Here is a 17,514-nt window from a genome sequence, read left to right as displayed (position 1 = left end):
TAAAACTATAAGGATAAATTTTGGCAAATTTTTAATATAACTTTTTATTTGGATTTTTTTAATATGTCTCTTTATTTTAGTATGGTCCATGTAAAAACTCTGTTTATAGATAATTTTTTTAATAAGCATTTCATATCTTAAGATAAATTAATATTAGTCTATTTCACTACAGCTTAAAACCCAACAGTTAAGTAATCTAACAGTCTGATATTTCTTTTGGATTTCATATTTTGTTCCATCAATCATAGCAATTACAGGTGAAGTTCTTTTAATAAACTCAAAGGCCAAGCCATCTTTTCCACAATATTTTGCAACTTCTAAACAAATATCCTCATCTGTTTTAGGTTCCACATCTAAATCAATTAAAAAGCCTTTTTTAAACATAAATTCTAATCCCCCTTAATAAAGTTAATTTTTAAGTTTATTATATTGGATAAAGTAATTTTAAAATTAACTATTTTACACCCTTTGAAAGTAGCTAGTACATGTGCTATTTTAAATTAGCTATTTTATTGTAAATGCAATTTCAAATTAGCTGTTTTACACTATTTAAAAGTAGCTATTTTCTATGATATATAGTTATTATAAGTAGTTCACTACTCTTTTCATGAAGCATTTATGAGTTCTGTTATATATACTATATAATTATTATCCATATTTTTCAATATATTTAGAATTTTAAATAAAGTTAATGCTTTAATTTATTCTTTTGCCACTTAAAAAGGTAAAATCATTTTTAAAACCCACTACACTTTAAACTTTAAGTTAATAATTTACAACTTAAAACAGTAAAATCATTTTAAAAAATCCCCAACGCTTTATGCCTTAATTTACTGCCTTACAGCTTAAAATCCAACGATTAAGGAATCTTCCATTTTCATATTTCTTTGTTATTTCATAATTATTATCCTTAATTTTAGCAATTACAGGTGAAGTTTTTTTAATAAAATCAAAAGGCAAATTATTCTTACCACAATACCTTTCAACTTCTAAACAAATATCCTCATCTGTTTTTGGCATATCATCTAAATCAATAAAAAAACACTTTTTAGCCATAGTCTCTACTCCCCTAAAAATTTATTTTTCTCTTTTTTCCTAAAAAGATTTTTCTTATAAAAAAATTTACTTCATTTATTCAAATATATATAAATACCCATAGATTTTATTCCTTCATAGCCTATAATTTTCTGTAAAAGTATTTTTACTTAAATGTATTTTTTAACTTTAAAATATATTTGCTTTAAGAGATTTTTACTTGAAAGCATTTTTTCACTTGAAGATACTTTTTTGCCTTAGATATTTTGGGGCTTTCATAATTTTTTACACTTTATATTTTTTCTTAGGATTATTTTCCTTTTAAAGCATTATCCCCTTATAAAAGTTTTTACTTAGGTTAGCTTTTTCTTACTTTAGGGTTAACTTAGAGATAATTTTTGATTTATAGATTTTTCTTTGATAGATATTTTTTCACTTTATATTAAAAAGATTTGCAATAAGGTTTTTACTGCAAATCTTTTATGGATGTCAATTTAATTTATCTTTACTTATTTTGTTAACTTAATTTATCTTTACTTCTTTTATGGATGTAAGTTTAATTTATTCTTACTTCTTCATTGGTTTCCTTGTTTATTAGATATATTTTTACATTGTCCTTATTTACTTCCTTTGGATTATAGAAGATTTTTCCCATGTAGAACTGGTCATACTGGGAGTTTGCATTGTAGCTTGGGTCTATATTACTGTATCTTTTTATTACCTGCTCATAAAATCCAACCCATTTTTCTAAGTCATAAATTGCATTTATATTTTCCCCTTCAACTCTAAGGGCATATTTATTTTCTATTTCTTTGCCTTTTTCCTCACTTATATTTCCTACAAATATAGGTATACAGCTTCCAAAGTCAAAGTCCCCTGTGCTTAAAACTTCAAAATCAATATCATCTAGTTTAAAAGTCTTTTTAATCTCCTTGTAGTTTTCCTTATCTGGATAAACTACTCCATCAACTTTTATAGTTGTATCTACCCTTTTTTCCTCAAAGAGATTTTTACTACTTCCCTTTTCTCTAGCACTTACTAAAAAATCAAAATTATTAACATATTTATCATAGTCTTTTCTAGCTACAATTATTCCAACATTAACAATTCTCATCTTATTATTCTCTACTTTTCTTAAAATATCGTGGGCTGATACAAAATATGCTGTGTCTGGAAAGCTTGGACTACCTGTAATGTGAAAATCATCCTCTTCTATAGGAGAATTATCCTTTGTAGAAATAGTGTAATCAAAGAGAATGTAGTGATTTACTACCTTAGGCTTCTTTATTTCTATATTGTAATTATCAAATTCTGTATTGTAAGGAAATTGTGCCTCCACCACTTTTGGCTCTTCATTGATTTTTATCTCTAACCTCTTTACCAATACTTTAAGCCCTAAAAATATAAGAAGTAAATTTAAAATTGTACCAAAAAAAATGATACTTAGAAAAAGTCTTTTTCTTTTTCTTTTTTTCATTCTCTATTCCTTTCAAATATATTGTATTTTTTAATTTAAGATATTTTAATAATTATAGCATAAAATACCTTTTTAAACTTTATTCTTATATTACACTTAACACAATTTAAGTACCTTATCTTAATCTTTTTCTCAGTTAAAAATTTTATTTTAGACTCTGTTGTAAATAGTGGTTTATATATGATAATTTTACAAAAATAAATAACAATAGAAACTTTTTAGGTCTTAATATATCTTTATAAATCAATACTAGTTTAAAAAATCAAAACTTTAAAACAAAAGGGGGAATTTAACTTATGTTTATTGGTTATAGGCTACAAAAATTGCGAAAGAAGAGAAAATTAACTCAAAAGGCTTTAGCTGAAATGACAGGTATATCTCGTTCATATCTCTCAGATATAGAACATAACAGGTATAACCCTAGCTTTGACACTATTGAGGCTTTAGCCAATGCTCTAAAGCTTGATTTAAAATCATTTTTTGATGATACTCTCTTAGAAGAAGATTATTATCTAAAACCTCTAAGTGAGGAGCTAAAAGATGAAAACTTTGAAGAAATTGAGGAGCTTTCTGAAAATGAGATTGTTGAAAAGCAAATAATTAATAATGATTTGAACACTCCTTATGTAACTGGCTCCCTTTCAAAAAAGGAAACCTTAAATATTAAAGCAGATTTAGAGAAAACTCTAAATAACTTAGATAATTTTGAAAAACATATATCCTTTGAGGGGTTCCTCTTAGATGGTGAAACAAGAAAGGCTTTTAAGGAAAGCTTAGAACATTCAATGAAAATGGCAAAACTAATTGCCAAAAACAAATTCTCTTCTAAAGCAAATTAGCCAATTAAAATCAATTAAACATGCTTAAAACACCAATATCCTTTCATTATAAAATATTTGAAAGGTAGGTGAAGGACTTGCATCAAAACCAATAAAATTAATTAAAAGGTTTCATTGATGAAATCCAAAATATATGAATATAAAGAACTTAGCAAAGCAATTAATTAAAAAATATGGATTAAATGATCCATTAGAAATAGCATTAGCAAAGGGAATCATACTTTTAGAGGAAGACTTAGGAGAAGTATATGGCTATTCCCATACCTATAAAAGACAAAGATTCATCCACTTAAACAAGAATTGTTTATTAAAAACAAAAAGGCTTGTATGTGCCCATGAATTAGGATACCTTCTAATTCATCCAAAAGAAGAAATACATGTTATAACTTATTCCTCATTAGAACCAAAGGATGACTTTGAAAGGTATGACAAAATCTTTGCTGCACACTTACTTATATTAGATGAGATGGCAAAAAAATTTGAAGGAAAAAGTGCTGAGGATATGGCTAAATCTCTAAATCTACCTTTGGATTTAGTTTTGATTAAACTTAATTCTTAACATATTTCTTATAAAAATAAAAACTCTTTATCCTAAATAGTCTGTTTTAAGATAAAGAGTTTTTATATAATTACGATTATTTATACAAACAAATAAAACTCCTTGACATAAAAATATTAATTTAAGACAAATAGTCATATTTAGCTTAATAATCTTTAAATCATTCTATTAATATGCTACTAATTAGCTCTTTCACTTCTCTTTGTTTTTCATGTATATTATCTTCTAGCAATTGCTCATAAGTAGTAGCAAGTTTCATTGCTTTTATTTTTGCATAAACTAAATCAAAGAATTTTTCACCACGAGCAATTTTTTCATAATCATCTAGATTAAATTCTATTATATTAAAATTATCATTTTGAAATTTATGTTTTTGTATTAAATTAAAAATTCTAATTAATCCAAATGAATTACTCCATGTTTCTTCATCTCCAGTTAATCCATTAACAGTAAATAATATTCCAAAATTACAATCACAACTATTTAATAATCCATAAAATTTACCTATCCAAGTAACACCTAAAGAACTCTTATAATTTTTACACTCACATAAAAATAAATCTTCATATATAGGTATTAATTTTCTTGAAATACTAAATTGTTCTAACGCCTGCTTTCCTTCATTACTTAAGCAGACTACTTGATCTATTTCATTAGTCCCTGTTTTAACATTTCCATGAACTTTATAAAAAAATGTCTTTTTAATTATAAACTTAACTAACTCTTCTAAGGCTAGTCCCTTGGCAGTAGTTTTAACATCTTTTGCTCCATTTAATTCCTTAAGGTTCTCTAATAAAAGTTTATATTTTTCAAAATCATCTTCTTTCCAATGTGTTAACTCTTTAAATGTATCCATTGAATTGTTTATTATAAGTTTTAAATAGTCCTGTGTTGATATGGCCTTTCCATCCACTTCAATATTTACATTAGCCATTACTTTTCACCTTATATAAAACTATGGTATCTTCTAGTACATTAAACTCATGATTGCAAAAATCACAGCTTAAATCTTCTGGCATATCAGTTAAACTCTTTAAGTACAGTCCCTTACTTTTAGAACAACTTTTACAATAAACTTCAAAAACATTCTCTAATATTCCTAATGATTTAATATACTCAAGAATTTCATATGACTCTTTGATTGATATATTTAACTTTGACTTTAAAACTCCAGGATAAATGTAATCATCTTCTTTCCAGTATCTCATATAATCAGTTAACTTTCTCTCTTGATATGATGTTAACTTATGTCTGATCTTTAAGCTCTCTATAACATTCAATAAGGTACTCTCTAACATGATCCATTCTCTCCTTTCCTTCTTTCAACTCGTCATAATACATAAAGAAACTATATTCATTCCCTTTATACTCATGATCAATTCCCAATTTTATTCCTTCATTAATCCAGTTAATTTTAACTTTAGGTAAATCAGAAGTAACTTCTATTTCATCTATTAAACTCTCTAATTTCTTCTTAATTTCCATAGTATCTTTAGATTTATTAAAAAGTTCTTCATTATTATTCACAAACACTTTAAATTCACCTAAAATAGGAATAACCAATTCTTCACTTCCTATTTTATCTTTATTATTTAGTGCTTCTAAATATGCCACACTTCCATTTCTAGTCATCTTTTGAGCATAAATACATACATCCTCTTTTTCATCCTTCATATAATCTATAATGGCTTTAAAATCAATATTATTAATTTGTATATTTAATAATACTTTCACAGCCTCTATTGTTTTATTTATTATAAAAGCATAAAAATCATTAGCTGGCTCTTTATATTCTCCACCAACTCTATCAAATCTTATTTCAAGTAATTTATGCTTTTTATGTATTATTGCCATAATTACATACTTTATTTCTTCGCCTTGTCTATTAGTTAATTTATGATTAAACTTAATATAAAGTGTATCTTGAGTATCCTTTATAGTTGGCATAAAAAATTTATCATTTATGCAATCATAAGCTTCATCAGTTTTTATAAAAATATTTGCTTTACCTTCCTTTATAATACAAGGTAATAACTCTTCATTATAGCCCTCTACTTCAAAGAAGCAAGCATGCCTATATTCTTTATCATATTCAAATTCTTCAATATATTTATGAATTTTTTTATCTAAACTTTCATTATCATACTCTAAAATATATTTTAATTTTTCTTCTATTCCATCTATATCAGAGACATTAATCATCATCATATTTAATTGACCATTAAGAGTCTTCCTTTTATCATTAATTATAATATCATCTTCTGACATCTTTCTTAAAATTTTCTTTTTTAAATAAATAGGATATACCTCTGTTAATGTTCTAAATAAACACTCTTTATAATCTTTAATACTCATAATAGCCTCCAATCATTACTCTATAGTTATATGTTAACCCAAATTTTATAATAATTAAAGAAAATTTTTAAATTAAATATTTTCCCTTTAATTTCTGTAAACTTATGATTTAAGACTCTATCTAAAGCATGAATACAATATAATTACCTTTCATTTACATAAAAAAATTCTCTATACTTATATTCAATAAGTATAGAGAATTTTGCTATAGAAATATTATTATACAAACATCTGTTGTAATAAACCTTTTTTCCATTGCTTTAATTCTTCTAGTTTTTTATTTTCCTTTTCTATTATATTATCTATATTGGATAAGAAATTAACTATCTTTCTTTGTTCTTCTAAACAAGGAATTTGTATTTTAATTTTCATAAACTCACTTTTTGAAAGATTATATCTGGTTGATCCTTGAGCTAATATAGAAATTTTCTTTCTTAAACTAGGACTTCTTAATAAATAACCTATAAATATATAATCTATGTCCTTCTTTGAATTTAATCTAAATCCAAAACAAAAACTATTTAAATATAAATTTTCTATATTATTATCACATACCGAAGCCATTCCAACTTCATTTGGTGTTTCTGATGAAGCAGTAAATAATATATCACCTTTTAAGACTTTATTTTGCTTTTCATCTTTTTTAATATCTACCAAATCAAACATATTTATGTCAACCTTAGTGTTTTTGAATATATTTACATATGTTATATATTTTCCATTACCAAAACCAAAGTCGTCCTTAGTTTTACCAGACAACCCTGTATATGTTTGCCCAATACCTCCAAGCTTTTCTTCTTCCCACTCCGGATAATCTCTCCCATTCCCATCTTTAAATCTTATCTTTTGTGAGAATATTTTCTGCATCATTCCTTTTTTATAAGAGTTCCAGTATTCTACTTTCTTTTCTTGTTTTTCTATTATACTATCTACTTTACTTAAGAAATTTGCTATTTTTTCTTGCTCTTGTAATGATGGAAATCTATGAATAGTATCAAAGAAGTCAGAAACACCTATATTTAATAATCCATGATTTCTTGCTCCTTCAACTGCAACCATAGAAACTTCTCTATACCACTTACTAGATTCAAAATACTGTGTTAAAAAGTCTGAATCAACATTTAATTTTGGTTTAAAACATATATATAACGTAGATACAGCTCCATTTCTATATTTATCAAGTCTTTTTATAGCTCCAAATGGATATCCATTTGAGTAACTCTTGTTATATGCAAACTCACCATTATTTAAAAGATAATATCCTTCTAAATTTTTGCTTGCTACAACTTTATTGAAAAACTCTTCTTGATTTACAAGTCCATATTGAGCTGAAATTGTTAAAGGTCTATTAGTTACATTTCCTTTATTCTTTCTAACAACTCTTTCAACGCTATCGCTTAAATGTATTTTTTCCCATTCATCTTCAAAGCCTTTAAATCTTAACTCTGGTACATTCTTACTCATATTTGTACCTCCTAAAGACCTAATTCTTTTAAGTCTGCTTCTAGACTTTTCTTTAGTTCTTCTATTTCTTTATCTAGTTCTTTTATGTTTTTTTGAACTTCTATTATATCTATTTCTTCTTCCTCAAAGGTATCTACATATCTTGGTATGTTTAAGTTATAGTCATTTTCTTTTATTTCTTCCATAGTAGCTACATATGCATATTTATCTATATTTTCTCTCTTTTTGTATTTTTCTACTATCTTTTCTACATCCCTATCTCTTAAGACATTTTGGTTTTTACCTTTTTCAAATTCATTTGAGGCATCTATAAACATTATATTATCTGCATTTTTTCTATTCTTTTTAAATACAAGTATTACTGTTGGGATTGATGTTCCAAAGAATATGTTTGCAGGAAGTCCAATTACTGCATCTAAAACATTTCTTTGTTCTATAAGATGCTTTCTTATAACTCCCTCTGCTGCCCCTCTAAATAACACTCCATGAGGAAGCACAACTGCCATTGTTCCATTATCCTCTAAATGATGTATCATATGTTGAATAAATGCAAAATCCGCCTTAGATTTTGGTGCTAATTTCCCGTAAACTGAAAATCTTTCATCATCTAAGAATTTATCATCCCCACTCCATTTTGCTGAATAAGGAGGGTTTGCAACTATTGCTTCAAACTTTAAATCTCCATGTTGTGGATTCTCTAAAGTATCATCATTTTTAATATTGAAATCACTATATTTAACTCCATGAAGAAGCATATTCATTCTTGCTAAGTTATATGTTGTTGAAGTCTTCTCTTGTCCATAGAACATTCTAACCTTTGCTTCTCTAGAAACACGAAGTAATAATGAACCTGATCCACATGTTGGGTCATATACATTTTTAAGGTCAGTTTTTCCCATTGTAACTATTTTAGCCAATATCTTTGAAACCTGTTGAGGCGTATAGAACTCTCCAGCCTTCTTACCTGCATTAGCTGCAAACTGTCCTATAAGATACTCATAAGCATCTCCAAGTATATCTATTTCACTGTTATCAAATCTAAAATCTATTTGAGCTATTTTCCCCATAACCTTAGCTATAAGCTCACTTCTACTTTTAACATCCTTACCAAGCTTAGTTGATTTTAAATCCATATCATCAAAAAGATGGTCAAATTCCTCTTCACTCTCTTGTCCTAAAGTAGATTCAGTTATATTATTTATAGCTTCCTCTAAGATTTCTATATCAAAATCACCAGTTTCTATCTTAGCTAAAAGCTTATCAAATAAAAACTTAGGCTCAATAAAATATCCTATATCATTTACTAACTCTTCCTTAAGAGCTTCTCTAAGCTCCTCATCTTCCCAAGCCTCTTCATAGCTAACTCCATCCTCTTCTAAAAGCTTATTAGCTCTGCTTTCCACATTTTCTGAAAGATATCTATAGAATATAAGTCCTAGTATGTAGTTTTTAAACTCACTAGCATCCATATTCCCTCTTAAATCATTTGCTATATTCCATAAATTACTTTGTAAATTACTTTGCTGTTCCTTTTGTATTTCGGATGTACTCATTATGTCTTCCCTACTTTCCATATAACATTTCTAAATCTTTTTACTTTCACATTATTATAACACTTAAAAATTAAACTTGTTAACATGATTTATTATGAAAGTTTTTATTTTTTCTGCAAGTCTCTTCTTCTTTAAAAGACCACCACTTAAATTATCCTTTATTTCAGAACCATCAATTCTTCCTGAATACTCATATTCTGAAACATATTCCTTAACCTTAAACTTATCTATCTCAACTTCCTTTGAAAAGTATTCTATTTCATCTACTCTCTTATCTTCTAAAAATTCATTAAAGGCTTCATCTACTGAGTCATTTTTTGTAATATTAGGTACAACCTTCTCTAAAAACTCTCTAAGTAATTCTGACTTAAGTCTTAAATTTTCATTATCAGCATTATCTAATAACCTTTTAATTTTTTCTATATCCTTCTTAGTTTTCTCTTCTGTCTCAAAATCTATAGTTCTTATTAAGTTTAGTATATAGTTAACATTTATCTTATCTGTTTGCATAAGCTCTATGCAAAAGTCTATATCTACTAATATAGAGGTTTTTCCATCTTTCTTAACACTTTCATATATAGTAAAATATTTACTCTTATAATCCTCATATTTCTGAGCTGATATCCCTAGTTTTTCTTCATTAAACTCAAACTCAACAAAGGTTTTAAGCTTCGTTAACTGTTTTGTTAATTCCCTAAAGGCCTCTACAAAATCTTTCTTTTCATTTTCATCCTGCATACAGTCAATAGATTCTATTGTTGGTGCAACCTCATATAATCTATCTAGTCTTTCCTGAAAAAGCTTTAAATAATAATCAAAGCTTTCCATTAAAACCACATCTGTACTATCAGTTTGTGAAAATAAACATATGGCTTCATCAGTTTCCTTTTTTAAATTTCTGTAGCAAACTATATTACCATGCTGTTTTGTTCCATCTAATATTCTGTTAGTTCTTGAATATGCTTGTATAAGTCCATGATATTTTAAATTCTTATCCACATAAAGAGTATTAAGTGGTTTACTATCAAACCCTGTTAAAAACATATTTACAACTATAACTATATCAACCTCTGCATTTTTAATCTTTTTTGATAGATGCTTTGAATACTCCTTAAAAGTATCTGTTGAAAAGTCTATATCATCTTCCTTAAACATCTTGTTATAATCACTTATAATTCTATCAAGGCTCTCCCTTGAATGTTCACACTTACCATCTAAATTTTCATTATCATCATAGGTAAAAATTGCTGCTATTTTTAAATCATGTTCTAAAGCTTTAAAAGCATCATAATACTTAACAAGCATTGGAATCTTTTGAACTGTAAACAGTGAACAGAACTTTCTTCCTGCTGTCTTTTTATCATGATTAGCTATTATATCCTTAGCTATATTCTCTATACGTTCATCATTCATAAAGACTTCTTCTTTATCTATAGCCTTTATATATTCATCATCATACTCATTAACCTGACCATCAAAGGTTTTAATGTACTCCACAGAAAAGCCAAGTACATTGCCATCATTAATAGCATCTTTTATTAAATAATGATGTAAGCATTTATCAAAAATATCCGCTGTAGTTCTTCCATCTTGACTCCTATTCTCTGGAAGTCTTGGTGTTCCTGTAAATCCAAAGTATTGAGCCTTTGTAAAATGCTTATTTATAGCTGTATGCATCTCTCCAAATTGAGATCTATGACACTCATCTATTATAAAGATAACTTTCTCATCTCTATACTTGTCCATTCTATGTGCATATTTTTCTGATTTTAAAAGTCTAGCTAACTTTTGTATGGTAGTTACAATAAGCCTTGTGTTTACATCCTCTATTTGTTTTATTAAAGTTCTAACATTGTCAGTTGTATCAACACAATCCTTCTCAAACTTATTAAACTCCTCAACAGTTTGGCTGTCTAAATCTTTTCTATCTATTAAGAAAAACACCTTCTTAACCTTGTCCTCATCTGCTAAAAGCTGACTTGCCTTAAAGGAAGTTAAGGTCTTTCCTGATCCTGTAGTATGCCAAATAAACCCATTGTTGTTAGTTTCATTAGCCCTCTTCATTAAAGCTTCAACTGCATATATCTGATAAGGTCTCATAACCATAAGATTTTTTTCACTCTCATTAATAATCATATACCTAGCTATGATCTTATTTAACATATTTCTATCTAAAAAAGATTCAGCAAATTCTCTAAGGTTAGTTACTCTCTTATTCTTTTCATCACTCCAGAAAAAAGTAAACTCACGCTTAATTTCCTTATCGCTATTAGAATAATATTTAGTGTCAACACCATTACTAATAACAAAACATTGGATATATCTAAATAAACCCTTTAAAGAATGTTTTCTATATCTCGCTATTTGATTGAAAGCCTCATTAAAGTCCTTACCCCTTCTCTTTAACTCAATCTGAACCATAGGTAAGCCATTAATAAGTATAGTAACATCATACCTATTAACATATTTACCTTCCATAGTTATCTGATTAGAAACTTGGAATATGTTGTTGTGATAATCCTTTCCATCAAAAAACTCTATGTAAACCTTAGTTCCATCCTCTCTCTCAAGAATGAACTTGTCCCTAAAAATCTTAGCGCTATTAAAAATACTCTTATTCTTTAAATGAATAAGTATTCTCTCAAACTCTTTGTCTGTAAAAGCCACATCCCCTAGTTTTTTCCTGTTAAACTCAAATAAAGTCTCCCTAAAATTCTTCTCTAAAGCAGCTTCATCAGGTATAGTAACTATTGCATAGCCTTGCTCAACTAATTGATTAATTAATAATTCTTCTAATTCATGTTCACTTTGATAAGTCATTATAAAAACTCTCTCTCCCCTGTAATCTATTTAAAGTTAAAATAATTTTACTCACAATTTTATAATTATATTATAACAATAATGTTTCTTAATGGAAAATATAACTTCTTCATTTTTATATCTGAAACCTCTCTCTTATAAATATTCAATAGTAATCATATATGCTTTTTATCTCTCCTTAAAATTTATTAAATATAAATTATGAATTCACTTTTAATTTAAAAATTCTTTATATAAATAATATTTAATATGAAGTATTTATAATGTAAAAAATAAAAACTGAACATTAATTATAACGTCCAGTTTTTCTAGCTTTTCTATGATTCTTATATTTTAATTTTACTTACATTAAATTAAACATAATTCCTATTCTACAAAATGTTAGAAATAGATGCTTTATTATTAATCTTTATTTGTTTAGGTGATCCCATATCAATTATTTTACCACCTAAAGGTCCTCCACTTATACCCATATCAATAATATAGTCAGCGTTTCTTATTACTTCTAAATTATGTTCTATTGTTACTATACTATTTCCTCTATTAATTATTTTCTTTAATAAGTCTATTAATTTTTTTATATCACTATAATGCAAACCAACTGATGGTTCATCTAATATATACATTATATTTTTTGATTTTTCATCACTTAGATACTTTGCTAATTTTACTCGTTGTGCTTCTCCACCAGAGATAGTTAATGCTGATTGTCCTATTTGTACATAATCTAATCCAACATCAATTAAACACTGTAATATACTTGATATTTTTTTATTGCTTTTAAAAAATTCATATGCTTCTATTACTGTCATATTTAATATTTCTGAAATATTTTTGTCATTGTATTTTATATTTAATATTTCTTCTTTATACCTTTTGCCTTTACATTCATCACATTCTATATAAGTGTCTGGCATAAAATTCATATCTATTTTTATTATTCCATCACCATTACACTTCTCACATCTTCCACCAGCAACATTAAAACTAAACTCCGACTTAGTTAAATTTTTCTTTTGAGCATCATCAGTTTTTGAAAATATATCTCTAATTAAATCAAATATTCCTGTATAAGTTGCAATATTTGACTTAGGGCTTCTACCTATAGATGATTGGTCTACTTTTATTACTTTTTTAATTTTTTCATGCCCTATAATTTTTATACAATTAACATTCTTCTTTTTTTTCAATGATGGCTCTAATATACAATCTGTAAATGTACTTTTTCCTGCTCCAGAAACTCCAGTAATAACAACTAATTGTTTTAATGGAATAATAAAAGTTTCATTTTTTATATTATTACTGTTAGCTCCTTCAATTCTAAGAGTATCATTATAAATATAACTACTATTTTCTATAATATTATTTTTATAACATTTTAAATACTCTCCTGTTAATGAATTATTCTCATTAATTATTTCACTAGGCGATCCTTCAAATATAACTTGACCACCATAAACTCCGCCTTTAGGGCCCATATCAATTATTTTATCTGCACCTAGCATTATCTCTGCATTATGCTCTACTAATAATACTGTATTACCTTTATTCTTTAATTCATTTAAGATACCACAAACACTTTTTATATCATTCATATGTAACCCCATTGTTGGCTCATCTAATACATATAACAATCCAGATAATCCACATGATAATTGATTTGCTAATCTTAATCTTTGAGATTCTCCGCCTGATAAAGTAGGTATGCTTCTATATAATGACAAATAACCTAATTTTAGTCTTTCTAAGTTTTCTATTCTTTTTACTATCTCAATTGAAACTTCTTTAAATACTTTATCCTTAATACCTGTATTTTTATTAATATTATTTAATAACCATAATCTTAATTCAGTTATTGTTACATTATGAAAATCAAATATATTTTTATTATATATTTTAAATTTTAATATTTCATTATTAAGTCTTGCTCCATTGCATTTTGAACACTTTGCCTTTACTAAAAACTTTTGTATACTTTTTAATATTGAAGGCGTATCAACATCTTCCAGTTTACATTCAATATCCCTAAATACTCCCACAAATTCTACTTCTTTAGTCCTATATTTATTCTTATAATTCTTATATCTTATACTAAATTTTTCATTACTTTTTCCATATAAAATAAAATCTAGTTTATCCTTATCTAATTGATTTAAAGGAATATCTAAATCTATGCCATAGTATTTAGATACTTCTTGCATTAACTTATAGTAATAATTTGTATTGGTTTCACTCCAATATATTATTGCTCCATCATTTATAGATTTTCTATAATCAATTATCTTATCTTTATCAATTATATACTCTTCACCAGTTCCTTTACACGCATTACACCATACTTTAGGATTATTGTAAGAAAAATCGCCTTCCACAAACAATTTATTTGTATCTATACTTGCACATTTAGCAAATAGCAATCTAACAAACTGAGAAATATCTGTTACTGTTCCTACAGTTGACCTTGGGTTTCTATTAGTCTGTTTTTGAGAAATTGCGATTGCAGGCAATAAATTATTAATTTTATATACATTTGGCTTATTAAATTTGGATGATATACTATTTGTATTTATAGAAATACTTTCTAAAAATCTTCTTTCACTTTCTGCATATATAGTATCAAAAACTAATGAAGATTTACCTGATCCAGATACTCCAGTCACTACGGTTATATTATTTAATGGTATGTTAATAGTAATATCTTTTAAATTATTTTCATTAGCATTAATTACTTCTATTTCTTTCATATAATTTTCCATACTTTCCTTCTTTACTACACCATTCACAAGTATCATCTCTTTCTATATTATAATATTTAATATCCATATTATAAATATTAAATTCACCTCTTCTATTTAAATTGGCAGGAATTATATTTTTACTTAATACCTTTACTGATTCCATAGCAATCATACTAGCAATAATAGAACACATTGGTCCAAAACTACCTATCTTTCTATTTTTAATATTTAACTTTCTTAATGTTTTAGTATCTATTTCATTTATTCTACTTAATTCTTTTTCAAAACACTTTACACAAGCACTTTTAAAAGGAATTATTGTCTGTCCAATTAATGACAAATGCAAATTATAGCCACCTCCAATTATATGAGGTATATTATTCTTCATACAGTACTCCCCAACCCACATTGATGTAGTATCAACATTTGGTTTATCTGCACAATTTATTATTAAGTCTACTTTATAATCTATATTATTATCTAAAAGATTCTCATCTAAAAATTTATTTATCTTATTAACTTTTACATTTCTATTAAATTCCTTTAATCTTTTTTCAATAACATCAGTTTTTAATAATCCAATATCATTTTCTGAAAACCCAAATTGTCTATGTAAATTTGTAATATCAACAGTATCATTATCGATTAAAGTAAATTCTTTTATTCCATTTTGAACTAACAACGAACTTACCCATGAACCTACCGCCCCTAAACCAATAATAACAACATGTGAATTTCTTATATTACTCCACATTCGCTTAGTTTCTACTTTACTACTTGAAAAATCTCCTATAAAATTAATTACCCTTCTATATTTATTTCCTTCTTCAATATCTATATATATATTGTCCTCAATTATACTCTTACTTTCTAAATAATTTAAAAACTTTATTAAATATTCCTTTGTTTCTAAATCTATATTGTATTTATTGACTATTTCATCAATTGTTAGTTCTCCATCTAAATTTAATATTAAATCTAATATCTTTTTACTAGTTATTTTTATTCTTACTTGTCTTCTTGTATTAGTTAAAAAAAATTCTATAATATTATCATTTAAATCAACCACTGATACAGATGATCTTAATTTTGGTTTATTCATATTTAATCTCTCCACATATTTTACAATTTTTATCCTTAATAACATTTAAATAAGTTATATCCATTGTATGAAATAAAAATTCTCCTCTTGTATTTTTATACTCTTTAATATCTATTAATCCACATATATATTTCACTATTTCTATAGCAGCATAACTTGCCGAAAATAGAGATAAACTTGACATACCTCCAATTTCTAAATATCTATCTTTTACTGGATGCTCTTTAGGTTTCCATTCTGATAAAACTTCTTTAAAGTGGTTAGCATAACAATCTACACAAGGAGTTATTCCAGGAATAATCAACTCTCCCGAACTTGCTAAATGTGCATCAAATCCACCTCCAATAAAATGTGCTTTCCTATTTAAAGTACAATACCTAGAAATCTTCATAGATGTATATCCTATATAAGGTTCATCGGCTGTATTCACTATAAATGATGCACTATCTATTAAATTTTCTATATTTTTATTTGGTGTTAGTACATCATTAATCTTTTTAACCTTAATATTTTTATTAATAGATATTAAATAATCCTCTAATGCATCTATTTTTTTCATACCTAAATATTTTTCTTTAAAGTACATATGTCTACTTACATCAGACTCTTCAACCACATCGTAATCATACAATATAAAATTTTCTACACCACACATTGCTAATTGAATTGCTATGTTTCCGCCTATTGCTCCACACCCTAAAATTAAAACATTAGATTTTTTTAATTTTTCTTGTGCAATAATGTTTTCTCTATTTCCACTAATAAAATCTCCAAAAAAATTAATTTGTCTATCATACCTAATTATTAAATCAGTATCATTAATTATTTTTTCAACAACTATATTTTCTTTTATTAACTTTTCAAAAACAGTAATTACATTTTCTATATTTATTTTAATATTCATTTCTTTTTCTAATTCATTATGAATATTTATTATACTTTTTTCTCCATCTATAAGTTCTAATATTTTTATTATCACTTCTGAAACCCTAAATTGTTTTCTCGCCCTAGTATTCATAAAGTATATAGTTAGTACTTCATTATCATTTAAATATAAATCAACACCATCTCTAATTTTATATATATTTTTAATATTCATTATAATACTCCATTCTTATTTACTTGACTTCTAATTGAAAAACATTCACCGTTATCTCCTAAAATTAAAGAATCAATTAATTTTATACCTAAAATTGATCCAATATAACCTATTTTTTTTGTAATATCTATATCATATTGACTAGGTTTTAAATCACCAGTAGGATGATTATGGCATATTATTATTGAATTAGCATTTGATAATATTGCAATTCTAAATAATTCACTCGGTATAATATCTACTTTTTTATCTGTACCTATATTAGTTACTGCTGCATTTATAACTTTATTCTTTGAATCTAAGCATATAATAGAAACCTTTTCCAATGTGGATCCTCCTATTAATCTATCAAAAATGTTGTCTGCCCCTTCAACCCCATAAACTTTATCTTCTGAAAATATAATGTCATACTCTTTTACTAATTTTGTTCTAACTACTGGTATATTTAACCTTGTCATTTTTAACACCTCTTT

At 26.3% G+C, this 17,514-nt stretch carries 15 protein-coding genes; 2 read left to right on the top strand and 13 right to left on the bottom strand.

Translation table 11 applies throughout. From position 1 onward, the window contains the following. Positions 1 to 153: 153 nt before the first annotated feature. From GOM42_RS05180 to GOM42_RS05170, 3 genes are all read right to left on the bottom strand, one after another. On the bottom strand, positions 154 to 384 hold the full coding sequence (locus GOM42_RS05180) for a DUF4318 domain-containing protein (protein WP_003467033.1): 231 nt from the start codon (positions 382 to 384) through the stop codon (positions 154 to 156). 441 nt (positions 385 to 825) lie between these two features. After that, positions 826 to 1,056 carry a DUF4318 domain-containing protein gene (locus GOM42_RS05175; RefSeq protein ID WP_110077361.1) on the bottom strand — a complete coding sequence of 77 codons (231 nt, stop codon included), beginning with the start codon at positions 1,054 to 1,056 and terminating at the stop codon, positions 826 to 828. Positions 1,057 to 1,591: 535 nt separating this feature from the next. Then, positions 1,592 to 2,419 (bottom strand): hypothetical protein, encoded by an 828-nt coding sequence (locus GOM42_RS05170; protein WP_110077465.1) that lies wholly within the window; start codon positions 2,417 to 2,419, stop codon positions 1,592 to 1,594. Positions 2,420 to 2,808: 389 nt separating this feature from the next. Here GOM42_RS05170 and GOM42_RS05165 point away from each other — a divergent pair, with 389 nt between their 5' ends. Beyond that, a complete protein-coding gene (locus tag GOM42_RS05165) occupies positions 2,809 to 3,351 on the top strand; it encodes a helix-turn-helix transcriptional regulator (protein ID WP_110077360.1) in 543 nt (180 codons plus the stop codon). A gap of 133 nt (positions 3,352 to 3,484) precedes the next feature. Continuing rightward, a complete protein-coding gene (locus tag GOM42_RS05160; RefSeq protein WP_110077359.1) occupies positions 3,485 to 3,910 on the top strand; it encodes an ImmA/IrrE family metallo-endopeptidase in 426 nt (141 codons plus the stop codon). Between the two features lie 160 nt (positions 3,911 to 4,070). On the opposite strand, the gene GOM42_RS05155 is transcribed toward GOM42_RS05160, so the two are convergent. The 10 genes from GOM42_RS05155 to GOM42_RS05110 form a co-directional block, all read right to left on the bottom strand. Beyond that, the gene (locus GOM42_RS05155) at positions 4,071 to 4,844 is read right to left on the bottom strand and encodes a hypothetical protein (RefSeq protein WP_110077358.1); all 774 of its coding nucleotides are present in this window, start codon (positions 4,842 to 4,844) and stop codon (positions 4,071 to 4,073) included. Then, complete coding sequence (locus tag GOM42_RS05150; protein ID WP_110077357.1) at positions 4,837 to 5,208, bottom strand: hypothetical protein; 372 nt, start codon at positions 5,206 to 5,208, stop codon at positions 4,837 to 4,839. The genes GOM42_RS05155 and GOM42_RS05150 overlap by 8 nt, the downstream gene beginning before the upstream one ends. Continuing rightward, on the bottom strand, positions 5,156 to 6,265 hold the full coding sequence (locus GOM42_RS05145; RefSeq protein ID WP_110077356.1) for a hypothetical protein: 1,110 nt from the start codon (positions 6,263 to 6,265) through the stop codon (positions 5,156 to 5,158). Before GOM42_RS05145 ends, GOM42_RS05150 begins: the two co-directional genes overlap by 53 nt. Positions 6,266 to 6,484: 219 nt before the next feature. Continuing rightward, complete coding sequence (locus tag GOM42_RS05140) at positions 6,485 to 7,729, bottom strand: restriction endonuclease subunit S (protein ID WP_110077355.1); 1,245 nt, start codon at positions 7,727 to 7,729, stop codon at positions 6,485 to 6,487. Between the two features lie 11 nt (positions 7,730 to 7,740). Next, positions 7,741 to 9,282: a type I restriction-modification system subunit M gene (locus tag GOM42_RS05135; RefSeq protein ID WP_252597720.1), complete on the bottom strand. Its 1,542-nt coding sequence runs from the start codon at positions 9,280 to 9,282 to the stop codon at positions 7,741 to 7,743. Positions 9,283 to 9,345: 63 nt separating this feature from the next. Further along, positions 9,346 to 12,102: a type I restriction endonuclease subunit R gene (locus tag GOM42_RS05130; protein ID WP_110077353.1), complete on the bottom strand. Its 2,757-nt coding sequence runs from the start codon at positions 12,100 to 12,102 to the stop codon at positions 9,346 to 9,348. A 371-nt stretch (positions 12,103 to 12,473) separates the two neighbouring features. Continuing rightward, entirely contained in the window at positions 12,474 to 14,885 is a 2,412-nt protein-coding gene (gene uvrA, locus GOM42_RS05125; RefSeq protein WP_252597719.1) for an excinuclease ABC subunit UvrA, read from the bottom strand. After that, positions 14,824 to 15,942: a ThiF family adenylyltransferase gene (locus GOM42_RS05120; RefSeq protein WP_252597718.1), complete on the bottom strand. Its 1,119-nt coding sequence runs from the start codon at positions 15,940 to 15,942 to the stop codon at positions 14,824 to 14,826. The genes uvrA and GOM42_RS05120 overlap by 62 nt, the downstream gene beginning before the upstream one ends. Then, positions 15,935 to 17,041 (bottom strand): ThiF family adenylyltransferase, encoded by a 1,107-nt coding sequence (locus GOM42_RS05115; RefSeq protein ID WP_110077350.1) that lies wholly within the window; start codon positions 17,039 to 17,041, stop codon positions 15,935 to 15,937. Before GOM42_RS05115 ends, GOM42_RS05120 begins: the two co-directional genes overlap by 8 nt. Beyond that, positions 17,041 to 17,499 (bottom strand): JAB domain-containing protein, encoded by a 459-nt coding sequence (locus GOM42_RS05110; protein ID WP_110077349.1) that lies wholly within the window; start codon positions 17,497 to 17,499, stop codon positions 17,041 to 17,043. Before GOM42_RS05110 ends, GOM42_RS05115 begins: the two co-directional genes overlap by 1 nt. Between the last annotated feature and the right edge of the window lie 15 nt (positions 17,500 to 17,514).

Origin of the sequence: Clostridium sp. 16K-1-R1 (assembly GCF_023921145.1) — a bacterium.
In the GTDB taxonomy this organism is placed as follows: Bacteria; Bacillota; Clostridia; order Clostridiales; family Clostridiaceae; genus Sarcina; species Sarcina perfringens.
Note: the sequence above shows the minus strand (reverse complement) of the source record. Positions and strands in the feature narration are given on the sequence as shown.